Below are 22716 nucleotides of genomic sequence, written 5' to 3'. Positions count from 1 at the left end.
TGTCTTATGAATGCCCCCGCACCACAAGTCATCAAGATGTACGCCAAGCGCGAGGATATTTTCCCGCGCGAGGTGAAAGGCCATTACACCAATCTGCGCTGGATCTGCCTGATCCTGACGCAACTGGTCTTCTACGGAGCGCCCTGGCTGCAATGGAACGGCCGCCAAGCTATCCTGTTCGACCTGGTGTCGCGCAAGTTCTACATCTTCGGCCTGGTCTTGTGGCCGCAGGACTTCATCTACCTGGCGGCAATGCTGATCGCCTGTGCCTGGGGCCTGTTCCTGGTCACGGCGGTCGCCGGCCGCGTGTGGTGCGGCTTCTCTTGCCCGCAAACGGTCTACACGGAGATGTTCCTGTGGATCGAGCGTAAATTCGAAGGTTCGCGCAGCGCGCAGATGCGCCTGGCGAAAGAACCGATGTCGTTCAATAAGGCCTGGCGCAAGGGCGGCAAGCACCTGGCATGGCTGACGCTTTCGCTGTGGACCGGCTTTACCTTCGTCAGCTATTTCTCGCCACTGCACAACCTTGCCGAAGCGGCGCAGACCTTCAACTTCGGCCCATGGGAAACGTTCTGGGTGCTGTTCTACAGCCTTGCCACCTACGGCAATGCCGGCTGGCTGCGCGAGCAGGTGTGCAAATACATGTGCCCCTACGCCCGCTTCCAGAGCGCGATGTTCGACCGCGACACCCTGATCATCACCTACGATGAGAAGCGCGGCGAACCACGCGGCCCGAAATCGGAAGGCTCCTGCATCGACTGCTCATTGTGCGTGCAGGTTTGCCCGACCGGCATCGATATCCGCAAAGGCTTGCAATACGAGTGCATTGGCTGCGCGGCCTGCATCGACGCCTGCGATATCGTGATGGACAAGATCGAACAGCCGCGCGGCTTGATCCGCTACAGCACCGACCGCGCCATGCAGCTGGGCCTGAGCGCGAAAGAGATCCGCAAGCGCGTGATGCGTCCGCGCGTGCTGTTGTACACCGGCGGCCTGCTGCTGTTCATCGTCGCCGTGTTCGCCACCCTGGCCCTGCGCACGCCGCTGAAGATGGACGTGATCCGCGACCGCGGCTCGATGGGCCGTGAAGTGGAGAACGGCATGATCGAAAACGTGTATCGCCTGCAAATCATGAACACCGGCGAACAAGGCCATACCTACCGCATCCGTGCCAGCGGCATCGATACGCTGCAAGTTGCGGTGCCGGATACTGTGGAGGTGGGTCCGACCGAAACCCGCGCTGTACCGATCCGCCTGCGTGTCGATCACGGCCAGGGTACTACCGGTTCCAACAAGATTGCGATTGAACTGACGGCGCTGGACGATCCATCGCTGGCCGTCAAGGAAAAAGCGGTATTTATCGTGCCACGCTGAGGAGTGAGAAATGAATGCTACCGTTGCCGCCCCTGCCGATGCTGCCCCCTGGTACACCCACCGTTGGCCGTGGCTCCTGATGCTCGGCCCCGCCGTCGTGGCCGTGGCAGGCATCGCCACCAGCTACGTCGCTTTCACCAGCCAGGATGCGCTGGTGGTAGGCGACTACTACAAGCAAGGCAAGGCGATCAACCAGGACTTGCGCCGCGACCGCGCCGCTGCGGCCCTGGGCCTGTCGATTGACTTTCGGTACGACGCTGCGGAGGGACTGCTGCACGGCCACGTCGGCAGCGCCAAACCGCTGGTGGATGAAACACTGTCGGTGCGCCTGCAGCACGCCACCCAGCCGAATCGCGATATGGTGCTGATGGCCCGGCCGGACGCGGCAGGCAACTTCAGCGTGACCTTGCCGATGCTGGAACGCTCGCGCTGGCAAGTGCTGGTCGAAGGCAAGCAGCGCGACTGGCGCCTGGAAGGCGCGTGGCAGTGGCCGGCCGAGCGCGAAGTCGCGATCCGCGCGGACGCCGGCACGCCCGGTGCGGCGCGCTAGCCGACCAGGTATTCCCGCGCCAGCGCACGCGCCCGATGCAGGCGGCTCTTGGCAGCCGCCGTCGTCAGCCCCAGCTCCTGCGCGATCTCCGCAATGCTCAACTCCTCGAAATCGCGCAGCAGTACGATCTGCAGGTAATCGCGCGGCAGCGATTCCAGCGCCTGCACCAACTCTGTCCGCAGGACCGCGTCATCCTGCGACGCCAGCCATTGCTCCGCACGCTCCTCGTCATACGGGTCGTAATTCAGGGCGCGCCGGCCCAACCGGCGGCATTCGCGCTGCACCACTTTGAACAGCCACCCGGAAAACGCCGCCAGCACTTTCAGCGACGACAGGCGGCGCGACATCACCAGCAGCACCTCCTGTACCGCATCGTCCACGTCGCTGATCAGGCAATTGCGCTGGGCATAGCGGCGGATATCCGGCTGGCATACGGCCAGCAGCTTGGCCAGCGCCTGATGGTCGCCGCTGTGGGCTGCCCGCAGCACCGGCTGGTGCTGTTCAAGAAGTGCCATTTACCGTCTCGCCTTATTCAGTTTGCGGCCCACCATGGCGCAGGCAGGGCAGAAGCCGAAAAGCCCGGACAGGACGATGCCCGCAGCCGAAAGCGCCAGTACCGTGCCCCACAGTCCGCCCAGGGCCAACACGCTCCACGCCACCACGGCCAGGCCGACGATCACGCGCAAGGCGCGCTCCCAGGTTGGTACATTTTTAACATAGAACATATTGCACTCCTTTTCGTAATTGGAGGGGAATTCCTCACCTGCTAAGAGGAGTCGATGCGGCATTTGGATTCGCGGTTACAAAAATAAATTACACTAACCAGCAGCCCCCTCGCCCAAAGGACGTCAATGAAGCCTCTCGGGATCAATGTGAAGGTCGCCCTTGCCACCAGCATCACGTCCATCGTGATGATCGCCGTGGTGACCGTCTTGCAGGCGCAACGCCTGCGCGAGGACTTCACCAAGGTACTGTTTGCGCAGCAGGACGCCCTGATCACCCGCACGGCCGAAGACCTGGACGACAAGCTGACCGCCCTGCTGGACGTGATCGCCCAGTCGGCGCGCAAGCAGCCGCCCGCCTTGATGAACGACGCCGCCGCCCTGCGCAACTGGTACGAGGAGCGCGCGATGCTGTCGATGTTCGACGACGTTATCGTGATCGACGCCGCCGGCAATGTGGTGGCCGACGTACCGCGTATCGCCGGCAGGGAAAAAGTCTCTGTGGCGGACCGCGAATACTTCAAGAAGGTGCTCGATACCCGCAAGCCCCTGATAGCGGGCCCGATCAAGAGTCGCGTCAGCGGCCAGCCGATCGTGCAGATGGTGGCGCCGATCATGGACGACCATGGCAAGGTGGTCGGCGTGCTGGCCGGCGTGCTGCGGCTGTACAAGGACAATATGCTGGGCCACCTGCGCACCGCCAAGGTCGGCAAGACCGGCTATTACTTTGCCGTGACGCTCAACGAACCGTCGATCTATGTGGTGCATCCCGACGCCAGCCGCATCCTGCAGCCGCGCGCGACTAACTCCAATCCTGCCACCACGCGCGCCATGCGGCAGGGCTTCGAAGGCACGGTGCTCAGTACCAGCGCCACCGGGGTGCCGGGCGTGAGCAGCTACCGGCGACTGAAGTCCACCGACTGGCTGCTTGCTTCCATTTTGCCGGTGCATGAGGCGTTCGAGCCTTTTGAAGGCGTTCAGCTACACCTGCTGGCCTGGGGTGTGGCCGCATCGGTCATCTCCGCGCTCCTGATCGGCTGGATCACGCTCTACCTGCTGGCGCCTGTGGCCAGACTGCGGAACGCGATCCAGGATTTGCGCGCGAAACCGGGCGAGTTCACCCCGATCCCCGTGACGCGCAAAGATGAAATCGGCGAACTGACGGATGCCTTCAATAGCCTGATGCAGGAACGGCAGGCGGCCGAAACCCACTCGCTGTCCCTGATGGCGGAGGCCGACCTGCGGGCGGCAGAACTGGAGCAGGAACGCGATCGCGCTGAAGCGGCCAACCGGGCCAAGAGCGATTTCGTGGCCAATATGAGCCATGAGATCCGCACGCCGATGAACGCGGTGCTGGGCATGGTGTATTTGCTGGGGAATACCACGCTCAGCGCGCAGCAGCGCAAGTACCTCACCATGATCCGCACTTCGGGCCAGTCTTTGCTGGGCATCCTGAACGACGTGCTGGACTTTTCCAAGATCGAAGCGCGCCGCATGGAGCTGGCGCCAATCGATTTCGACCTGGACGAGGCAATGGCGACCCTGGCCACCACCATGACCATGAATGCCGGCGACAAGGAACTGGAACTGGCGATCGTGGTGGCGCCCGACGTGCCCACCCTGCTGCATGGCGACGCGTTGCGCTTGCAACAGATTCTGACCAACCTGGCCAGTAATGCGATCAAGTTCACCGAGCAGGGTGAAGTGGTGGTCTCCGTGTGCACGGCCGTGCGGGTGGCGGACCGTGTGCTGCTGTGCTTTGAGGTGCGCGATACCGGCATCGGCATGACCGAGCAGCAAACCACGCAATTGTTCAACGCCTTCTCGCAGGGCGACGAGAGCATCACCCGCCGCTTTGGCGGCACTGGCCTTGGCCTGGCCATCACGCGCCGCCTGGTGGAGCTGATGGGAGGGCAAGTACAGCTCCAGACGGTGCCGGGCAACGGCAGCACCTTCTCCTTCGAGCTGTGGTTCGGCGTGCTGCCGGAGCGCAGCGAGGCACGGCGCCTGCCGTCCATCGGCCCGCTGAACGTGCTGGTGGCCGACGACAACAGCACCAGCCGCAATATGATCGCCGGACTGCTGCGCGCCTGGGGCTGGGATGCGGACGAAGTCGACTCGGGCGAAGCGGCACTGCAGCGCTTCCGCGAACGACTGGCCGGCCCGCATCCTTACGACGTGGTGTTGACCGACTGGCATATGCCGGGCTCGGACGGTTATGCCTCGGCACGCGAGATACGGCTCGCCGCCGAAGGCCATCGCCAGCCCATCGTGGTGACCATCAATGCCTTCGCTCGCGCCCAGGTCGACGACATCGCCAGTACGCAGGAAGCGGACGTGGTGCTGGTCAAGCCAATCACTGCATCGAGCCTGTTCGACGCCATGCACCAGGCGCTGGCAGCGACCAGCGGCGGCGAAGACAGCTCGGCATCCGCTTCCACACTTGGCAATCGCCTGCACGGCGTGCATTTCCTGCTGGTGGAAGACAACCTGCTGAACCAGGCCGTCGCGCGCGGCATCCTGGAACTTGCCGGGGCCACGCTCGACGTCGTGGGTGATGGCCAGCAGGCTGTAGACGCCCTGCGAGCCAGCGCCAGCCGCTATGACATCGTCTTGATGGATATGCAGATGCCGGTGCTCGATGGCTTCAGCGCCACGCGCATGATCCGCGATGAATTGAGCCTGGACCTGCCGGTGATAGCCATGACTGCAGGCGTGCTCGCCTCCGAGCGCCACCGCTGTACCGAGGCCGGCATCACGGACTTTATCGCCAAGCCGGTGGTGATCGAAGAGATGATGGCAGTTATCGAGCGCAATTTGCGCCGCCACTCGGGCCAAGCGCCTGCCGCGAACGACGCTTCGCAGCCGGCTTTGGAGCCAGCGCCAGCCGAACAGGTGTTCAGCATGGACAGCTTGATGCGTGTGATGGGCAAGGACCAGAAGGGCCGTGCGGTAATGTTCAAGATGGTGCGCGGTGCACTGGAAGGCGGGCTGCAGCCGATGGACGATGCCGATGCCGCAGTGCGCGCGGGCCGGCCCGGCGAGGCCGCGCGCATCCTGCATGGCTTGCGCGGCGCAGTCGGCGTGTTGGGTGCAAAGCGGCTGGTGAAGGCGACACTGGATGCCGAGTCGGCGATACGGGTCGGCAATCCGGACAAGCTGCCCGGCATGCTGGCTGCCGTGCGCTACGAACTGGAACAGGTCCTGGCACACGGGCGCCGCTGGCTGGAGCAGGAGGACCGCTAGCTCTCGTGCCGGTTCAGGTAGGCGCCAGCGGCCAGGCCGACGCCGAAAGCAGCGTAAACCATCAGCAGTGAAGGCCGCGACAGGCGTTCTTCGAAGCCTGGCCGCAGCCGCGGCGGTGTCAGTTGGTAATCGGTGAAGCAGGCGACTGCGCTGGCCGCCGCCGCAACCGTGGCGGTGGCGGCGGCGTCCTTCTTGTCGAGCGTCCTGCAGCAGGATTTCTCAAATAGCGCAGCCCAGAACATCGAAGCGCCGTGGTGGATCAGGTAACCCACCAGCGTGTGCTTGAGCGAAGGGCGGTCGGCGCGCGTGGCCTTGTCACCCCAGAGCCAGTGGCTGACGGCATTCACCCCCGCGAACATGCTGCCGGTCTCGCGTTTGCCGCAGGCCGCCAGCACCAGCATCGAAGCAAGGCTGGCTAGCGCGCCGGGCAATACGCTTTGTTTAAGCGCTCTGCTCCAAGTGTCCATGGCGATTTTCCCTTTTCGTGTAATGTCGGATGGCGGGAGGAGAAGCCGATGCTGGTGCTGCTGACCGGTGCTACAGGGTTTATCGGGTCGCACGTTGCTGCGGCCCTGCTGGCGCGCGGTCATCAAGTGATTGCTGCCGGGCGGCATCCCGGCAGCAATCCCCGCTTGGGCTTTGTTCCTGCCGACTTTGCCCACGATACCGAAAAAGCCGTGTGGGTGGCGCGCCTCAAGGGCGTGGATGTTGTGGTGAATGCGGTCGGGATTTTTCGCGCCGGCGGCGATGCGTCGTTTGCGGCTGTGCATGACGCGGCGCCGCGTGCTTTGTTTGCTGCTTGCGCAGAGGCCGGGGTCCGCTATGTGGTGCAGGTGTCTGCGCTCGGAGCGGATGCTGGTGCGCGGTCGGCTTTTCACGCGAGCAAGAAGGCGGCTGATGATGCGTTGGCCGCCTTGCCGCTGGCCGGATGCATTGTCCAGCCATCACTGGTGTACGGCGCGGACGGCGCCAGTGCGCGGATGTTCCGCATGCTGGCAACCATGCCACTGGCGGTGCAATTGGGCAGCGCACAGCAAATGGTGCAGCCGGTCCATATTGACGACGTAACGGCCGCGATCCTTGCACTCGTCGAGCAGGGCGTGGCGGCGCATCGTGGCGGAGTTTCGCGGCTTGCGCTGGTGGGGCCGGATGCCATGCCATTTGTGGACTACCTGCGCGGACTGCGGTTGGCGATGGGCCTTGGGCGCTGGCGGTTGCCCGTGCTGCGGCTGCCGGACTGGATGGCGCGTGGGCTCGCGGCTATCGGCGGGATGCTTCCGGGTAGCCCTCTCGACCGCGATGCGCTGGACATGCTTGCTCGGGGGAACACCGACGACGCTGCACCCCTAGCCAGCTTACTCGGCCGCCCACTACGCGCGGTGCGCAACTTTATCGCGCAGCCCGGCGCGGCGCGCATCCAGGCACAACTCGACTGGTTAGTCCCCTTGCTGCGCCTGAGCATTGCCGTCGTGTGGATATGGACCGCCATCGTCTCCGCTGGCCTATACCCGGTCGCGGACAGTTACAGCTTACTGACCCGCACCGGCGTGCCGCAAATCCTGGCGCCGCTGATGCTGTATGGCGCATCCGCACTCGACCTGGCTTTCGGCATCGCATCGCTGGCCTGGCCCCGCCGCAGCCGCCGTTGGTTGTGGCTTGCGCAGATCGCATTGATTGCCTTCTATAGCGTCGTCATCGCCTGGCGCTTGCCCGAATTCCTGCTCCACCCCTACGGCCCAATCAGCAAGAACCTGCCCATGCTGGCGGCGCTGTGGATGCTCTACGAACTGGAGAAGCCCCCATGGAATACCTGATCGTCAAATGGCTGCATATCCTCTCTTCAACCCTGTTGTTCGGCACAGGCATCGGCTCTGCGTGGTACCTGCTGTTCGCGGTAATCAGCAAGAATGTGCAGGCGATCGCGGTCGTCACCCGCATCCTGGTCATTGCCGACTGGCTGTTCACCGGCGTCACCATGCTCGTCCAGCCGGCGACGGGTTTTTACCTGATCCACCTCGCCGGCTTCCCACTGAATACGCCATGGATCAAATGGTCCATCGTGCTATTCGTGATTGCCTTGCTATGCTGGCTGCCCGTGGTATGGCTGCAGATGAAGATGCGCGACATTGCTGCTGCAGCGATGCAGCAGGCGGCTGCGTTGCCGGACCAGTTCTGGCGCTACTTCCGGGCCTGGGTCGTGCTTGGGATTCCGGCATTCTTCGCCTTCATCGGCGTGTTCTACTTGATGGTCGTGAAGCCGGCCTGGGGATGAATCGCCTCGCCTCGCTCCAGCATGGCGACGAATTCGCCGATGCGCTTGGCCCGCGTCTCCGCGCGCTTGGCCTGGTGGGTGCGGAACAGGATCGCATAGCGGTTTTGCGAGCTGAGTGCTGCGAACTTGGCCGAGGCCTTGGCGCTGGCATCCAGCGCGGCCCGCAGGTCGGGCGGTACTTCCGCCGCGCTCCAGGAATCGTAGGCCGCGTCCCAGCGTCCATCCTGCTTGGCACGTTCGACTTCCGCCAGCCCGGCAGGCTGCATCAGTCCCTTCTCGACCAGCGCAGCCACCTTTTCCCGGTTGACCTTGGACCAGATGCTGCGCTTCGCGCGTGGCGTGAACTTTTGCAGCCAGTATTGTTCGTCGATGCTTTTCTTCTGCCCGTCGATCCAGCCAAAGCACAACGCCGCATCCAGTGCCTCGGGATACTGTACCGACGATTCGGGCGCACCTTTCTTGGCGATCTTCATCCACACCCCGGGCGAGGCGGCGTGCTGCTTCTGCAGCCACGTCCACCATGCCTTGCCGGTGGCGAACAGGCGCTGTTCCAGTTCCGCTTTAACGCTCATAGCCTGACCTTTCGTGCGACTTCGACAAATGCCTTGGCGGCCGGCGACGCCTGCGCCAGGTTACGCAATGCCAGCCCGACGCGGCGCCGCACTGGCGGCGAGAACGGCCGCACTGCGATATTCGGATGGCTGGACGCGAGATCGACCGGCAGCGCCAGCTCCGCCATGCCGGATACGCCATCGCCGCGCCCCACCATGCCCAGCACCGTCAGCACCTGCGACATGCGGTAGCGCACCTGCGGGCACAGGCCTTGCGCGGAGAAAAGAGGTTCGATCAGGCTCGAACAGCCCGCATCCGGCATGATGAACGGCTCATTCGCCAGGTCATGCGCGCTGACCGACTTCCTGGCGGCCAGATGATGGCCGGCCGGCAGCAACGCCACCATCTGGTCTTCCACCAGGTCGACCGTGTCGAAGCGGTCGTCGGGCTGCTGGATAAAGCCGATGTCGACGCGCCGATCGAGGATCCATTGCAGCGTATCGTCGTCGGTGCCCTCGTCGATACGTACTTCAATGCCCGGGTAGCGCTTCTGGAACACGTCGAGGATGGCGGGAATCAGCTTGAGCGAGGAAGTAGGGCCGAAGGAGCCGATGCGCAGCAAGCCTTTATTCAGACCGCTGGCCGCCGAGACTTCCTGCCGCATCGATTCCGCCAGGCCGAGAATTTCGCGGGCGCGCACCAGCAGGCGCTGGCCCAGCTCCGTCACGTCGGCTGTGGCGCCCTGGCGCTCGATGAGCTGTACGCCCAATTCCTGTTCCAGCGACTTGATGGCATGGGAGATGGCGGACTGGCTTACGCCCAGGCGCATGGCGGCGGCGGTGAAGCCGCGCAATTCAGCCACCAGGGCGAAGATCTCCAACTGTGTGAATGTCATAAGTTCCTCATGAGCTTTTCCTCATTTCTCTATGAGTAAGGATTAGCATTAATGTATAACTTCCTTCACTGACACGCAAGGCCCACTGCCATGATCTACCTGAAACTGATCGCCTGCACCCTGATCTGGGGCGGCACCTTCATCGCCGGCCATATTGTCTCGAATGCATTGCCGCCGCTGACGGCAGCCTCCATCCGCTTCTCGATCGCGGCGGCGCTGCTGCTGGTGCTGGCCTGGAAGCGCGAAGGCGGCTTGCCGAAACTCTCATTGCAGCAATTAGGCGCCACGGCGGCGCTGGGGTTGACCGGTATTTTCCTGTACAACTTCTTCTTCTTTTCCGCGCTGGGGAAAATGGAAGCCAGCCGCTCGGCGCTGTTCATCGCGATGAACCCAATCGTGACGGCGCTGGCGGCCGCCGCCGTGCTGCGCGAGCGCCTGAACTGGCAGAAATGGGCGGGCATCGGCATCGCCTTCGTCGGCGCCACCGTGCTGATCACACGCGGCGAGCCGATGGCAGCGCTGCATGACATCAGCCAGTCGATCGGCATCGGCGAACTGATGATGCTGGGCGCCGCTTCTTGCTGGGCTGCCTACACCCTGGTGGGCCGCGCTGCCCTGAAAGGCCTGTCGCCGATTGCGGCCACCACCTACGCCTCGCTGTGGGGCCTGGGCTTCCTGCTGATTACGGCCTCGCGTGAACTGCCGAATGTGGCCTGGTCGTCGCTGGGCTGGCAGGTGTGGGCGTCCGTCACCTACCTTGGCGCCTTCGGCACTGTGGTGGCGTTCGTGTGGTGGTATGAGGGTGTGAAAGCCCTGGGCCCGGCACGCACGGCGGTGTTCAACAACCTGGTGCCGGTATTTGGGGTATCGCTCGCCGCGCTGATGCTGGGCGAGCAGGTGATGACTTCGATGATTGCCGGCGGCCTGCTGGTAGCCACCGGCGTGACCATCACGAATCGGTAATCAGGCGTAGCGCAGCACGTGGTCCAGCGGGCGGCGTGGCTTTTGCGGCCAGTTGCCCTGGGCGGCGCGGCCGACGGCGACCAGCATCACCGGCACTTCGTCCGCTCCCAGCCCGAATGCGGCGTGCACGGCTTCCGCATCGAAACCGGTCATGGCGCAGCTTGAAAGGCCCATGCCTTCGGCGGCGAAGATCATGGTCATCGCCGCCAGCGAGGCGGAGCGCAGGGCTTCGTCGCGCTGGGCGCGCTCGTCGCCGTTCATCGAGCCCTGTGCCATGCGGGTCCAGCTATCGACAACGGGCTGGATAAGTATGCCTTTATCCACAGCCGGTTTAAGCGCGGAGGCTATCTGGTCCTGCGCCTTCAGCGTGCCGCTGATGATGAAGGTCACTGGCGCGTCGACAACTTTCTGCTGGCCGAAGGACAGGTCGCGCAATTTTTCACGCGCCTCTTTCGAGCGTACTGCGACGAATTGCCAGTTCTGGACGTTGTAGGCGGAGGGCGCCAGCGTGGCCAGGCGCGCCAGCTCCGCTACCTGCTCGTCGCTGACCGGCGCAGCCGGGTCGAAATAGTTGGCCGACACGCGGGATTCGATCAGGTCTTTGATTGCCTTGTTCATTATTTGGGCTCCTGCAGTTTGAATTGAAGTGTCAGTACGCTGCCCAGCACCACGGTCAGGCCGATCATTGCGCTGCCACCGAGCTTTTGGCCAAGCAGGATCCAGCCCAGTACTACCGCAGTGGCGGGGCTCAGCAGGCCAAGCGAAGAAACTGCGACCGGCGACAGGCGGCTCAGGCCGCGGAACCACAGCAGGTAAGCCACCAGGGCGCCAACGAAGGTCAGGTAGGCATAGCCGAGGATTTCGCTGGTGGCCAGCGAGTCTGGCAGCGGTGGATCGGCCAGCAGCGCCAGCGGTGCGAGCATCAGGCCGCCGAGCAGCAACTGCCAGCCGGCCAGTTCTGCCACCGGCAAGCCGGTCTTCCAGCGGCGTGCCAGCCAGGTGCCGACCGCCATGCTCAGGGCACCAGCCAGGGCGGCGGCGACGCCGAGCGCATCCCAGCGGGCGGTTGGCGACAGCAGCAGGGCGGCCATGCCGGCCACGCCCACCGCCGCGGCACCGAGAGCAGCCCATTGCGGACGGCGGCCATCCCAGCCCCAGGCCAGGCCCATGATCACGATCGGCTGGATGGCGCCCAGCACGGCAGCCAGGCCGCCCGGCAAGCGATAAGCGGCAACAAACAGCAAGGCCTGGAACGCGCCAATATTGAGCGCGGCGAGCACGGCAACGCGCCACCAGAGATGACGGGCCAGCATGCGGCCGGCGAACAGCACCAGCAGCAGTCCAGCCGGCAGGGCGCGCACAGCGGCGGCAGTGAACGGGCGCCCGGCGGGCAGGATTTCAGTGGCGACAATATAAGTCGAACCCCAGATGACGGGGGCCAGCGCGGTGATCGCGGTATCGGCCAGGGGGAATTTTTTCATGGCTGCAAAATTATCTTGAAGTCGAGATAAATCGCAGTATAGCAAATTATCTTGAAATCGAGATAAATTGTTATAATCGTCCCGATAGCTAACCTGGAGACGGCTGTGGATAAAGTGGATTTAATCCTGGAGCAATGGGCACGCGAGATGCCCGCCCTGGACGTGGGACCGATGGGCGTGATCGGCCGCCTGAACCGCTGCGCGGCGCTGATGCGGCGGCGTCTCGATGCGACGTTCGAGCAATTTGGACTCAGTAACTGGGAATTCGACGTACTGGCGACGTTGCGGCGCTCGGGCGCGCCTCACCAGCTGGCGCCCACGGCCCTGTTTTCCCAGTTGATGGTGACGTCAGGAACAATGACCCACCGCTTGCAAAGGCTGGAAGCCCAGGGCTGGGTAACGCGCGCGCCAAATCCGGCCGATGCGCGCAGCATGCTGGTGCAGCTCAGTCCCGCAGGGCTGGAGCTGATCGAACGCGCCGTGCAGGCGCACGTGGAAAATGAGAAGAACATCATCGCCCCGCTGGGGGCCGGGGGCGCAGCCGAGCTGGATGCCCAACTGCGCAAACTGCTGGCGATGCTGGAGGCTAGGCAGGAGCCTGGGAAGCAGCCTTGAAGGCGCCGACCTGGGCGCCGATCCGCGCGCCCATCGCCTCACCCAGCGCCTGCAGGCCGCTCAGCGGGCGCACCATCACTTCGAAGTCGACAATCTTGCCCGCCTCATTGAAGCGGATAAAGTCGATGCCCTTGAGCTGCTTGTCGCCGACATTGGCGCTGAATTCCAGCACCACGTTCAAGCCATCGCCGGTCGCCAACTGGCGGTGGTAGGCGAAGTTCTCGAACACCTGGTAAGCGGTGTTCAACACCAGCACCACCGCCTGCCGGCTGGCATAAGGCTTGTTTGCAATCGGCGAGCGGAACACCGCATCCGCGTCGACGATGGAGGGCAGGGTGGACAAATCGCCGCTGGCGACCATCTTGTGCCAGCGTTCGAGCGATTCCGCAACGGCCGGTTGAAGCTGCATGGGCTTACTCCTTAAATGGCGGCAGCCAGTCGGGTGCCTTGGTTGATAGCGCGTTTCGCATCCAGTTCGGCCGCCACGTCGGCGCCGCCGATCAAGTGTACCTTGCAGCCCGCATCGAGCAGGCCTTGCTGCAGCTCGCGCAACGGCTCCTGGCCGGCGCAAACAATCACATTATCCACAGGCAGCACGTGCTGCTGGCCGTCCACAGTCACGTGCAGGCCTGCGTCGTCGATGCGATCATAGCTGACGCCCGACTGCATGTTCACACGCTTGGCCTTCAGCCCGGTGCGGTGGATCCAGCCGGTCGTCTTGCCCAGGCCATCGCCAACCTTGCTGGTTTTACGCTGCAGCAGGTGGACTTTGCGTGGCGAAGCTTCGACCTCCGGGGCGCGCAGGCCGCCGCGATCCTTGTAGCCATTGTCGATGCCCCACTCGGCGTAGAACTTTTCCGGCACCAGGCTGGCGCTCTTGCCTTCGTGGGTCAGGTATTCGGAGACGTCGAAGCCGATGCCCCCGGCGCCGATCACGGCCACGTTCTTGCCGACCGGGGCGCCGTCGCGCAGCACCTGCAGGTAGCCCAGGGCCTTCGGATGACCGATGCCGTCGATGGCCGGGGTGCGCGGGGTGACACCGGTTGCCAGCACCACCTCATCGAAGCCCCCTGCAGCCAGACCGGCCGCGTCGACGCGGGTGTTCAGTTGCAGCTTGACGCCGGTCAGCTCGATCTGGCGGCCGAAGTAGCGCAGGGTTTCGTTGAATTCTTCCTTGCCCGGCACTTTCCTGGCCACGTTGAACTGGCCGCCGATCTCACTGGCGGAGTCGAACAGGGTGACGTCGTGGCCGCGCGAAGCGGCGGTGGTGGCGAAGCTCAGGCCCGCAGGACCAGCGCCGACCACGGCGATGCGTTTGGCTTGTTGGGCCGGGGCGATCACCAGCTCGGTTTCGTGGCAGGCGCGCGGGTTCACCAGGCAGGAAGTGATCTTGCCGGAGAAGGTATGGTCGAGGCAGGCCTGGTTGCAACCGATGCAGGTGTTGATTTCGTCGCCACGGTCTTGGCGCGCTTTCTGCATGAAGAAGGCGTCCGCCAGGAACGGGCGCGCCATCGACACCATATTCGCCGCGCCGTCGGCCAGGATGCCTTCGGCCACTTCCGGCGTGTTGATGCGGTTGGTCGCGACCAGTGGAATGCCGACCTTGCCCATCAGGTTCCTGGTGACCCAGGCGAAACCTGCACGCGGCACCTTGGTGGCAATAGTCGGGATGCGCGCCTCGTGCCAGCCGATGCCGGTGTTGAGGATGGTGGCGCCGGCCGCTTCAACAGCCTGCGCAAGCTGCACCACTTCGTCCAGCGAGGAGCCGCCTTCCACCAGGTCCAGCATGGACAGGCGGTAGATGATGATGAAATCCTTGCCTACGCGCTCGCGCACCTTGCGCACGATTTCGACCGGGAAGCGCATGCGGTTTTCGTAGCTGCCGCCCCATTCGTCGGTACGCTGGTTGGTGCGGGCGGCGATGAATTCGTTGATCAGGTAGCCCTCGGAGCCCATGATTTCCACACCGTCGTAGCCGGCTTCGCGCGCCAGCACCGCGCACTGGGCATAGTCTTCGATCGTCTGCGCCACTTCTTCAGTGCCCAGCTCGTGCGGGGTGAACTGGTTGATCGGCGCCTTGATCGCGCTCGGGCCCACCAGTTTTGGATGGTAGGCATAGCGGCCAAAGTGCAGGATCTGCATCGCAATCTTGCCGCCTTCCGCGTGTACGGCGGCGGTGACCTTGCGGTGCTGCGCTACTTCTTCGGTGGTGGTCAGCTTGGCGCCGGCTTTCCACGGACGGCCCGCCTCGTTGGGGGCAATGCCGCCGGTGACGATCAGGCCCACTTCGCCGCGCGCGCGCTCGGCGTAGAAGGCGGCCATGCGTTCGAAGCCGTCAACTTCTTCTTCCAGGCCGACGTGCATGGAACCCATGATCACGCGGTTTTTCAGGGTGGTGAAGCCCAGGTCGAGCGGGGCGAGCAGGTGTGGGTAGCGGTTCATTGGCGTCCTCATTATGCAACTAGTTGCACAAATATAGCCCGGTTCGCACGTCTCTGCAACTAGTTGCAGAGACGGTGTGGCTTGTCCGCCTCGCGCTGCTCAGGCAAGATGGTGGCATCTTTTTCATTGTTTCCTGCCATGTCTTTGCCCCACGCGCTGTTGACGTCCCTGTCCGAGCGAGCCGGTTCCGGCTCGGAACTGGCGCGGCGCTTCGATAAGTCGATCGGCTTTTTCTGGGCCGCCACCCACCAGCAGATTTACCGCGAACTGGCACGCCTGGAGCAAGCCGGCTGGATCGAGTCCCTGCCCGCCGAGACAGGCCGCGGCCGCAAACGCGCCTACCGCGTGCTGCCAGCCGGCACCGAGGAGTTGCGGCGCTGGGTCGCCGAGGGCGAAGATCCCCGCCCCCAGCGCGACGCGCTGATGGTGCGCATTCGTGCTGAGGCGGCGATCGGCCCGGCGGGTCTGGCGGACGAAATGCGCCGCCACCTGGCCCTGCATGAAGCCAAACTGGCCCTGTACAAGAGCTTTGAGCAGCGCGACGTGGCCGGCGAATCCGATTCGCGCGAGCGGAAGTTGCAATACGTACTACTGAAGGGTGGCATCGCGCAGGAGGAGCTGGCAATCAATATGGCGCGCGAGGCGCTGCGCATCCTGGAAAGCTGACCTGGATCATTTTCCCGGGGAGGGGAGGCGTCTACCATCCGGGCATGGATACCGAATACAAAGACCTGACCCAGGACATCTCCGCCAACCTGGCGCAACTGCGCAAGACCCAGCCCGACGTGATGAAAGGCTTCGGCGACATGGGCAAGGCAGCCATGGCCGGCGGTGCACTTGATCCCAAAACCAAGGAGCTGATCGCGCTGGCGGTTGGCGTTGCTGCCCGCTGCGACGGGTGCATTGGCTTCCACACCAAGGCGCTGGCCCGGCTGGGCGCCACTGTCCAGGAGGTGCACGAAGCGCTGGGCGTAGCGATCTATATGGGCGGCGGCCCGGTGGCCATGTACGCAGCAAATGCCGTGGCCGCTTACCAAGAGTTTTCGGAACTACAAAAAGTGTAGGCAGTGTTATGCTCCAGTTAAGGGATTGCCTGGAGATGAAATGCGTCGTCGCGCCGTGTTGGGTTTCGCGCTGTCTGGCCTGCTGCCGGCCTGGGTAGCGGCGCAAGCTTTTCCGGTGATGAACGTCTCTACCCTGATGGGCGACGACCCTGCCGCCACCGTTTCCGAGCTGGTTCTGCGCGAAGCTTACCGGCGCATCGGCCGCACGCTGGTGGTGCACCAGCTGCCCGGCGAGCGCTCGCTGATGTATGCCAATGACGGCAAGATGGATGGCGAGCTGTATCGCAAGCTTGGCCTGGACCGCGATTACCCCAACCTCGTCATCGTTCCCGTTCCCTTGCTCACCTTCGAGCTGGTAATTTTCTCGCGCGGCACTTCCTTCATCGTCAACAGCTGGGAAAGCCTGCGCCCCTACACGCTGGGCTTTGTGCGCGGGAATAAGATCGCCCAGGAAAACACCAGGGGCATGAAGGTGGAACAGGTGCCGACCATGCATCAGGCTTTCGAAAAGCTGATGATGGGACGCACGGACCTGGTGCTCGGCCATCGCGCCTCGGGCATGGCCGTGGTGCGCAGCCAGAAGCTGGAAGGCGTTACCGTGCTGGAGCCGCCGCTGGCGTCCTTCCCGGTCTATCACTACCTGAATAAAAAGCATGAAGCGCTGGTACCGGAGCTGACCCGCGTACTGAAGCAAATGCAGGCCGATCGGACCATCGAGCGCATTCAGAAGTCCATACCGGGCAACTGACCGGCAATACCACTCGGCGGGTAGCCGAATGCTGGTATTCATCGTTTAACAAAATGTCTCATTTGAGACATGTCCCTCTTCATTCTCAAACAGGCAATTTCACAGGCCTTTGACGACACATGCCATTTTGCAACTGGTCTTATATTGGCAGCACTAATTAAAACCACTTGACTACCAATTGTCCCAATCCCATCCTAGCCCGACAACCACAACCGAAGGAGGGGGAGCATGGAACGAAAGGTTTCGAGAAGTTTTCTGGTCGCCGGTTTGACCAGCAGCCTGCTGGCTGCTTGCGGTGGCGGCAGCGACACTGGCCAGGCTGCGCAGCAAGCCAAGACGCTCGCGGCATCCGCTGTGTCGGAGTCATGTCCGGCCTGGAGCAGCAGCGCGGTATACACCGCGGGCATGTGCGTGACCTATAACGGCTCGGTGTACAAGGCCAAATGGTGGACGCAGAACAATGTGCCGGGCACCGAACAGTATGGGCCCTGGGAGCTGCAGGCGACCACGCCAACGCCAACGCCGACTCCAACACCTACCCCGACGCCGACGCCCGATTGCCCCGCATGGAGCGCAAGCGCGATCTATACCGCCGGCATGTGCGCGAGCTATAACGGTTCCGTGTACAAGGCGAAGTGGTGGACTCAGAATAATGTGCCGGGCACCGATCCGAACGGGCCGTGGGAGCTGCAGTCGACCACGCCAACGCCAACGCCTACTCCGACACCAACGCCAACACCGACACCGACTCCCACACCGACCCCAACTCCTACGCCTACTCCAACGCCAACGCCGACTCCTACGCCCACGCCGACGCCGACGCCAAGCGGCCGCGAGATCGGTTCCTATTTCGCGCAGTGGGGCGTGTACGGCCGCGATTACGAGGTGGCGGACATTCACACCACGAAGACTCCAGTGAATGGCGTGCAGACCAGCGTCGCCGACCAGCTTACCTTCATCAACTACGCCTTCGGCAATGTGTACCAGAAGAACGGCGGCTACGAATGCGACATGGTGACGAAGGCCGAAGTCGGCAACGACAACCCGACATCGCCGGATGCCGGTACCGGCGGCGACTCCTATGCCGACTACCAGCGCCAGCCCCGCCGCACCGTTAATGGCCAATCCGTTCCGTGGGATGCTCCATTGTCCGGCAACTTCCTGCAACTGAAGCTGCTCAAGCAACAGCATCCGAACCTGAAAGTCTTCATCTCGCTGGGCGGCTGGTCGTGGTCGAAATTCTTCTCGGCCGCGGCCAAGACCGACGCGCTGCGCAAGCAACTCGCCAGGTCCTGCGTGAAGATGTTCATCGCCGGCGACCTGCCGGTACAGGACGGACGCGGGGGCCCCGGTGCAGCCAAGGGCGTATTCGACGGCATCGACATCGACTGGGAATATCCGGGCGGCGGCGGGCAGCCGTACAACACCTACGACGCGGTCAACGACAAGCATAACTTCACGCTGCTGATGGCGGAATTCCGTGCGCAGCTCGACGCGCAAGGCGCCACCGACAACAAGCACTATGCACTGACCGCTGCGATCGGCGCCGGCGTCGACAAGATCGCCAACACGGAACCGAACCTGTACGCGCAGTATATGGATTGGGTGAACGTGATGACCTACGACTTCCACGGCGCGTGGGAATCGAGCACCAACTTCCATTCGCCGCTGTACCGCGACCCGGCCGACCCTGCGACCGGCAACCTGGTCAAGTACAACGCCAACGACGCGATCGCTGCGCTGACTGCCGCCGGTATGCCGAAGAACAAGATCCTGCTCGGGATTCCGTTCTACGGGCGCGGCTGGAAAGGCGTCACGGCAGGTCCGAATGGCAATGGCCTGTACCAGGCCGCCACTGGCGGTGCAGCCGGTACGTATGAGGGTGGCATCGACGACTACAAGGTCCTGCGCAACAAGACCGGCCAGCGCTGGTACCACCCGGTAACCAAGCAGTTGTATTTGTACACCAGCACCGGCGAGTGGTGGAGCTATGACGATCCGACCGTGATTGGCACCAAGATGCAGTACGTCCGCGACCAGGGCCTGCGCGGCGCCTTCTCGTGGGAACTGGACGGCGATGCAAGCGGTGCGCTGACCAGCGAAGTCTGGAAAGGACGTTAATCGTCCAGCCCCTGCCGGCGGCGTATTCCGCGCCGCCGGCTTTTCCCATTTGGAGACGCTTATGAAACGTCGTGCGACGGTGCATTCCATTGGCATCAGCGACGAATGGCGGCGCTGGATTGCCGAAAACCTGATGCTGGGCCATTCGCCTACAACCCTGGCAGGCATCCTCGGCCAATCGGGCATTCCTCCCCAGCTCGCGCAAGCCGAAATCACGGCGGCGATGAACAGCCCTTACCTGCACGGCGTGCAGCGCCTGCATAACCGGCTGGCCAAGCGCGATTGGCTGCTGGGAATCCAGGCACGCCTGAACCGCATGGTGCACCAGGAGGTGCCGCGCCGCGAACGCTTGTCGGGCGAGGTTTTCCTGCACGAGCATTACCTGTGCAATCGTCCTGTAATCATCACCGGCATGCTGGACGACTGGCAGGCGCGCGGCAAGTGGTCGCTGGACTGGCTGGCCGCGCAATTCGGCGAGCGCGAAGTGGAAGTGCAGTTCGGCCGCAATGCGGATGCCGATTACGAAATAAACAGCATCGCGCACAAGCGCTGCATGCCGTTCGGCGAGTACGTGGCATTGGTGCGCAGCAGCGCCAGCACCAACGATTTTTACATGACGGCCAATAACGACGGCCGCAACCGGCAGGCATTGGACGAGTTGTGGCAAGACATGCCGCTGCTGCCGGAATACCTGGATGGCGAGCGCAAAGGCTTCTTCTGGCTTGGGCCGGCTGGCACTGTCACACCGTTCCACCATGACCTGACCAACAACTTCATGATCCAGGTGCTGGGGCGCAAACGTGTGCGGCTGATTGCTCCTTGCGAAACGCCGCGCTTGCAGAACCAGCGCCATTGCTTCACGCCCGTCGACGGGCGCGACATCGATTTGCAGCGCTTCCCTTCAATGGCCGGCGTGCCGGTCATTGACGTCGAACTGGCGCCAGGAGAAATCCTGTTCCTGCCAGTCGGCTGGTGGCATTTCGTCCAAGGGCTCGACATCTCTTTAACCATCTCGGCGACGCACTTCCGCTGGGATAACGATTTCTACAGCAGTTATCCGAATAACCACGATTTCTAATAACGGAGACAGCATGAATTTTCGACCGAATTACCTGATGCTGGCGCTGGTCGGCAGCGCCATCGCCGGCTGCGGCGGCGGGACCGATAGCGGGCAAGCCTCACCGGCGGCTCGCACGCTTGCGACCGCAACGGCTTCTGAATCGTGCCCGGCATGGAGCGCCAGCGCGACTTACACTGCGGGCATGTGCGTGACCTATAACGGCACTGTGTACAAGGCCAAGTGGTGGACACAGAATAATGTGCCTGGCGCCGAACAGTATGGGCCTTGGGAAGTGCAGTCGACTACGCCGACGCCAACGCCGACTCCTACGCCAACTCCGACACCAACGCCGGATTGTCCGGCATGGAGCGCCAGCGCGGTCTATACCGCCGGCATGTGCGCTACCTATAACGGGTCTGTCTACAAGGCGAAGTGGTGGACGCAGAATAACGTCCCCGGCACCGATCCGAGTGGCCCGTGGGAGCTGCAGACGTCCACGCCTACACCAACGCCGACGCCGACGCCTACTCCAACGCCAACTCCGACTCCAACACCTACCCCGACTCCGACTCCGACTCCGACTCCGACCCCGACGCCAACTCCAACTCCAACGCCAACGCCGACGCCAAGCCCAGTGGCCTGCCGCCCTGACGGCCTGACTTCGCCGGTGCCAAACATCCCATACTGCAGCGTATACGACGCCAACGGCCGCGAAAAACTGGCAAATGGCCTGAACCGCCGCATCGTCGGCTACTTCACGAGCTGGCGCACCGGCGCCAATGGCCAGCCCTCCTACCTGGTCAACGACATTCCATGGCAGAACATCACCCACGTGAACTACGCCTTCGCCAGCGTCGGCACTGACAACAAGGTGCAAATCGGCAGCGGCGCCAACAACCCCGAAACCGGCATCACCTGGCCCAACATCCCGGCCGCAGCGATGGATCCATCCCTGCCATACAAAGGCCACTTCAACCTGCTCGCGCAGTACAAGAAGAAATACCCCGGCGTGAAGATCATGCTGTCGGTCGGCGGCTGGGCGGGTAGCGGCGGCTTCTACACCGCCACGACCAACTCGGACGGCAGCATCAACACGGCAGGCATCAACACCCTGGCCGACTCGATGGTCGCCTTCCTGCGCCAGTACACCTTCTTCGACGGGATGGACATCGACTACGAGCACCCCACCACCAACAACGAAGCAGGCAATCCGCTCGACTTCCCGGTCTCCAAGCCACGCCTGGCAGGCCTGATGAAGAGCTATAACGTACTGCTGAAAACCGTGCGCGAGAAGCTCGACGCGGCAGCGGCGGTGGACAACAAGTACTACATGCTGACGATTGCCGGTTCCGCATCCGGCTGGGTGCTGCGTGGCGAAGAAAACCTGTCCGGCCTGAAGTATCTGGATTACGCCAGCTTGATGAGCTACGACTTGCACGGCGGCTGGAACCAGTATGTCGGCCCCAACGCACCCCTGTTCGACGACGGCAATGACGGCGAGCTGAGAGCCGGCAACGCCTACCAATACGGCGGCATCGGCTACCTGAACGTGGACTGGGCCTACCGTTACTATCGTGGTGCGCTGCAAGCAGGCCGCATCAACATCGGCGTGCCGTACTACACGCGCGGCTGGAAGGAAGTCAGTGGCGGCAATAATGGCCTGTGGGGCACCAGCCCGGTCGTCAGCGATCCAGTCGTTTGCGCCGGCGTGAAGACCTGCGGCAAAGGTGCCACCGGCATCGATAACGTCTGGTACGACCTGGACAGCAACGGCAAGCCGGTACCGGGCGGAGGCAACCCGCTATGGCATGCGCTCAACCTGCAGAACGCCATCGTGCCGTCGTACCTGGATGCGTATGGCGTGACTGAAAAGACCATCACCGGCACCTACAGCCCGCAGTACAGTGCGACGCTGGCGGCGCCATGGCTTTGGAACGCAACGCGCCAGGTCTTCATCTCCACCGAAACGGCGCAATCCATCGCAGCCAAGACCAGCTACGTCGTGAACAACGGCATTGGCGGCATCATGATCTGGGAACTGGCCGGCGACTACGCATGGAACGCAGCACGCAACGGCGGGGCGGGCGAGTATTTCATGGGCTACACGCTGACCAACAACATTGCCGCCGCGTTCCGCAGCGCTGCCCCGTATGGCGCAACGCGTGCCGAGACGGCCATGCCAGCCAGCAGCGCGAAGGTCAGCATATCGCTCGGCGGCTGGAAGCTGGGCGACAGCAACTACCCGATCAATCCTGTGATGACGGTGACCAACAATACCGCCACCACGATTCCGGGTGGCTCGGCGGTGGAGTTCGACTATCCGGTGTCGGCACCGGCCAATATGAGCGACCAATCGGGCTACGGCCTGACCGTGATCAAGGCCGGCTACAGCGGGCCGAATAATATCGGCGGCTTCAAGGCCAACTTCAACCGCGCAAAGTTCACGATACCAGCCTGGCAATCGCTGGCGCCGGGTGCATCGGTCTCGCTGACGCTGAACTACACCTTGCCGATCAGCGGGCCATCCGCCTACACGATCACGGTGAACGGTGTGCGCTATGCGCTGAGCGAAGAGTATCCGGACCTGCCGGTGGCGCTGAAATAAGCGGGG

22 protein-coding genes are annotated in these 22716 nt (G+C 63.3%); 13 read left to right on the top strand and 9 right to left on the bottom strand.

Going from position 1 to position 22716, the window contains the following annotated elements; all coding sequences use genetic code 11:
• Positions 1 to 6 precede the first annotated feature (6 nt).
• Entirely contained in the window at positions 7 to 1374 is a 1368-nt protein-coding gene (gene ccoG, locus ASD58_RS28185; RefSeq protein WP_057265483.1) for a cytochrome c oxidase accessory protein CcoG, read from the top strand.
• Positions 1375 to 1384: 10 nt separating this feature from the next.
• Entirely contained in the window at positions 1385 to 1924 is a 540-nt protein-coding gene (locus ASD58_RS28180) for a FixH family protein (protein ID WP_057265481.1), read from the top strand.
• Here ASD58_RS28180 and ASD58_RS28175 read toward each other — a convergent pair.
• Entirely contained in the window at positions 1921 to 2439 is a 519-nt protein-coding gene (locus tag ASD58_RS28175; RefSeq protein ID WP_057265479.1) for an RNA polymerase sigma factor, read from the bottom strand. The two genes, ASD58_RS28180 and ASD58_RS28175, sit on opposite strands and share 4 nt — an antisense overlap.
• Entirely contained in the window at positions 2440 to 2649 is a 210-nt protein-coding gene (locus ASD58_RS28170) for a DUF2892 domain-containing protein (RefSeq protein ID WP_057265477.1), read from the bottom strand.
• A 126-nt stretch (positions 2650 to 2775) separates the two neighbouring features.
• Here ASD58_RS28170 and ASD58_RS28165 point away from each other — a divergent pair, with 126 nt between their 5' ends.
• Positions 2776 to 5892, top strand: a complete 3117-nt coding sequence (locus ASD58_RS28165) for a response regulator (RefSeq protein WP_057265476.1) — start codon at positions 2776 to 2778, stop codon at positions 5890 to 5892.
• Here ASD58_RS28165 and ASD58_RS28160 read toward each other — a convergent pair.
• Complete coding sequence (locus tag ASD58_RS28160; RefSeq protein WP_082565751.1) at positions 5889 to 6359, bottom strand: hypothetical protein; 471 nt, start codon at positions 6357 to 6359, stop codon at positions 5889 to 5891. The two genes, ASD58_RS28165 and ASD58_RS28160, sit on opposite strands and share 4 nt — an antisense overlap.
• 48 nt (positions 6360 to 6407) lie before the next feature.
• Here ASD58_RS28160 and ASD58_RS28155 point away from each other — a divergent pair, with 48 nt between their 5' ends.
• Positions 6408 to 7706 (top strand): SDR family oxidoreductase, encoded by a 1299-nt coding sequence (locus ASD58_RS28155; protein WP_057265474.1) that lies wholly within the window; start codon positions 6408 to 6410, stop codon positions 7704 to 7706.
• On the top strand, positions 7694 to 8164 hold the full coding sequence (locus tag ASD58_RS28150) for a DUF2269 domain-containing protein (protein ID WP_057265471.1): 471 nt from the start codon (positions 7694 to 7696) through the stop codon (positions 8162 to 8164). Before ASD58_RS28155 ends, ASD58_RS28150 begins: the two co-directional genes overlap by 13 nt.
• Here the strand turns inward: ASD58_RS28150 and ASD58_RS28145 are convergent.
• Both ASD58_RS28145 and ASD58_RS28140 read right to left on the bottom strand, forming a co-directional pair.
• Complete coding sequence (locus tag ASD58_RS28145; RefSeq protein WP_057265469.1) at positions 8131 to 8736, bottom strand: YdeI family protein; 606 nt, start codon at positions 8734 to 8736, stop codon at positions 8131 to 8133. The two genes, ASD58_RS28150 and ASD58_RS28145, sit on opposite strands and share 34 nt — an antisense overlap.
• Positions 8733 to 9611 carry a LysR family transcriptional regulator gene (locus tag ASD58_RS28140; RefSeq protein ID WP_057265467.1) on the bottom strand — a complete coding sequence of 293 codons (879 nt, stop codon included), beginning with the start codon at positions 9609 to 9611 and terminating at the stop codon, positions 8733 to 8735. Before ASD58_RS28140 ends, ASD58_RS28145 begins: the two co-directional genes overlap by 4 nt.
• Before the next feature lie 90 nt (positions 9612 to 9701).
• Between ASD58_RS28140 and ASD58_RS28135 the strand changes: the two genes are divergently transcribed.
• Entirely contained in the window at positions 9702 to 10574 is an 873-nt protein-coding gene (locus ASD58_RS28135; RefSeq protein WP_057265465.1) for a DMT family transporter, read from the top strand.
• Here ASD58_RS28135 and ASD58_RS28130 read toward each other — a convergent pair whose 3' ends face one another.
• Both ASD58_RS28130 and ASD58_RS28125 read right to left on the bottom strand, forming a co-directional pair.
• Positions 10575 to 11192, bottom strand: coding sequence for a nitroreductase family protein (locus ASD58_RS28130; RefSeq protein ID WP_057265462.1), 618 nt, complete (start codon positions 11190 to 11192; stop codon positions 10575 to 10577).
• Positions 11192 to 12055: an EamA family transporter gene (locus ASD58_RS28125; RefSeq protein ID WP_057265459.1), complete on the bottom strand. Its 864-nt coding sequence runs from the start codon at positions 12053 to 12055 to the stop codon at positions 11192 to 11194. Before ASD58_RS28125 ends, ASD58_RS28130 begins: the two co-directional genes overlap by 1 nt.
• 147 nt (positions 12056 to 12202) lie before the next feature.
• On the opposite strand from ASD58_RS28125, the gene ASD58_RS28120 reads away from it, so the two are divergent.
• Positions 12203 to 12670 carry a MarR family winged helix-turn-helix transcriptional regulator gene (locus ASD58_RS28120; RefSeq protein ID WP_082565774.1) on the top strand — a complete coding sequence of 156 codons (468 nt, stop codon included), beginning with the start codon at positions 12203 to 12205 and terminating at the stop codon, positions 12668 to 12670.
• Here the strand turns inward: ASD58_RS28120 and ASD58_RS28115 are convergent.
• Together ASD58_RS28115 and ASD58_RS28110 are read right to left on the bottom strand one after the other, a co-directional pair.
• Complete coding sequence (locus ASD58_RS28115) at positions 12642 to 13079, bottom strand: nuclear transport factor 2 family protein (protein ID WP_057265454.1); 438 nt, start codon at positions 13077 to 13079, stop codon at positions 12642 to 12644. The genes ASD58_RS28120 and ASD58_RS28115 overlap by 29 nt on opposite strands.
• Before the next feature lie 11 nt (positions 13080 to 13090).
• The gene (locus tag ASD58_RS28110; protein ID WP_057265452.1) at positions 13091 to 15112 is read right to left on the bottom strand and encodes an NADPH-dependent 2,4-dienoyl-CoA reductase; all 2022 of its coding nucleotides are present in this window, start codon (positions 15110 to 15112) and stop codon (positions 13091 to 13093) included.
• Between the two features lie 138 nt (positions 15113 to 15250).
• Here ASD58_RS28110 and ASD58_RS28105 point away from each other — a divergent pair, with 138 nt between their 5' ends.
• The 6 genes from ASD58_RS28105 to ASD58_RS28080 all read left to right on the top strand — a co-directional run bounded on the left by ASD58_RS28105 (position 15251) and on the right by ASD58_RS28080 (position 22710).
• Positions 15251 to 15778, top strand: a complete 528-nt coding sequence (locus ASD58_RS28105; protein WP_057265450.1) for a PadR family transcriptional regulator — start codon at positions 15251 to 15253, stop codon at positions 15776 to 15778.
• Between the two features lie 44 nt (positions 15779 to 15822).
• Positions 15823 to 16176 carry a carboxymuconolactone decarboxylase family protein gene (locus ASD58_RS28100; protein WP_057265448.1) on the top strand — a complete coding sequence of 118 codons (354 nt, stop codon included), beginning with the start codon at positions 15823 to 15825 and terminating at the stop codon, positions 16174 to 16176.
• A gap of 40 nt (positions 16177 to 16216) precedes the next feature.
• Positions 16217 to 16924 (top strand): ABC transporter substrate-binding protein, encoded by a 708-nt coding sequence (locus tag ASD58_RS28095; protein WP_057265446.1) that lies wholly within the window; start codon positions 16217 to 16219, stop codon positions 16922 to 16924.
• A gap of 228 nt (positions 16925 to 17152) precedes the next feature.
• Positions 17153 to 19045 carry a glycosyl hydrolase family 18 protein gene (locus ASD58_RS28090; RefSeq protein WP_082565750.1) on the top strand — a complete coding sequence of 631 codons (1893 nt, stop codon included), beginning with the start codon at positions 17153 to 17155 and terminating at the stop codon, positions 19043 to 19045.
• A gap of 61 nt (positions 19046 to 19106) precedes the next feature.
• Entirely contained in the window at positions 19107 to 20123 is a 1017-nt protein-coding gene (locus ASD58_RS28085) for a cupin-like domain-containing protein (RefSeq protein ID WP_057265443.1), read from the top strand.
• A 13-nt stretch (positions 20124 to 20136) separates the two neighbouring features.
• Entirely contained in the window at positions 20137 to 22710 is a 2574-nt protein-coding gene (locus ASD58_RS28080; RefSeq protein WP_200951743.1) for a chitinase C-terminal domain-containing protein, read from the top strand.
• Positions 22711 to 22716 lie beyond the last annotated feature (6 nt).

It is taken from the genome of Duganella sp. Root1480D1 (assembly GCF_001427305.1).
Classification (GTDB): Bacteria; Pseudomonadota; Gammaproteobacteria; order Burkholderiales; family Burkholderiaceae_D; genus Rugamonas.
Note: the sequence above shows the minus strand (reverse complement) of the source record. Positions and strands in the feature narration are given on the sequence as shown.